Genomic DNA, 1,124 nt, shown 5'->3' on the forward strand with positions numbered 1-1,124 from the left:
GCGCGCCGCGCGGTGCTGGGCGAGCGCGTCCAGGAAGGCGTTGGCGGCCGCGTAGTTGCCCTGCCCCGCATTGCCGAACACACCGGCGGCGGAGGAGAAGAGCACGAACGCCGAAAGATCCAGCTCACGGGTCAGCTCATGCAGATTCCAGGCCGCGTCCACCTTCGGACGCAGCACCCCGGCCATGCGCTCGGGAGTGAGCGAACCAATCACACCGTCGTCCAGCACACCGGCCGTGTGCACCACACCCGTCAGCGGATGCTCAGCCGGTATCCCCGCCAGCACCTCGGCCAGCGCGTCACGATCGGCGACATCACACGCCGCCCAGCGCACGCTCGCACCCAACTCGGCCAGCTCAGCGCGGAGTTCATCCGCACCCTCGGCCTCGCCACCACGACGGCTCACCAGCAGCAGATGCCGTACGCCACGCTCCACCACCAGATGCCGCGCCAGCAGACCGCCCAGCGTGCCACTCGCACCGGTCACCAGGACCGTGCCCTCGGCGCCGAACTCCGGCGCGTCGTCCCCGGAGACCGCACCAGCGGCTCGCGCCAGACGCGGCACCCGCGCCTCGCCCGCACGCAGCGCGAGCTGCGGCTCGCCCGAGGCGAGGGCGGCGGACAGGGTACGGAACGACTCGTCCCGGCCGTCGAGGTCGACGAGCACCAGGCGCTCCGGGTTCTCCGACTGCGCCGAGCGCAGCAGACCCCACACCGCCGCCCGAGCCGGGTCGTCCAGCGGCTCGCCCGCACCGGCGGCCACGGCACCCGAGGTCAGTACGACCAGCCGCGCATCCGCGAACCGCTCATCGCCCAGCCACGCCTGGACCAGCTCCAGCGCCTCACCAGTGGCCCGGTGCGCCGCGCCCGCCACATCCTCGCCGTCCCCGGCCGCAGGCGAGACGAACACCAACTCGGGCGTCTCCGCGCCCTCCGCAACCGCCTCGGACAGCGCGGCCAGATCCGCGTACGCCGGAATGTCGGCACCGACCGCCCCGAGCCCGAGGTCGCCCGAACCGAGCGCCGCCCAGCGGGCGGTCGGCACGGGGGCGGAGGACACGGTCGCGGGCAGGCCGACCCACTCCAGGCGGAAGAGGGAGTCCTGGCGGCCACCCCGCGCACCGC

Annotated in this window: 1 protein-coding gene; it reads right to left on the reverse strand. The window is 74.0% G+C overall.

What is annotated here, in order from left to right:
• Positions 1 to 1,124: beta-ketoacyl reductase (locus tag NP777_RS46880; protein WP_256656321.1), on the reverse strand; the 1,124-nt coding region annotated here is incomplete at both ends.

The sequence above is a fragment of the Streptomyces rugosispiralis genome (genome assembly GCF_024505145.1).
GTDB lineage: Bacteria > Actinomycetota > Actinomycetes > Streptomycetales > Streptomycetaceae > Streptomyces > Streptomyces rugosispiralis.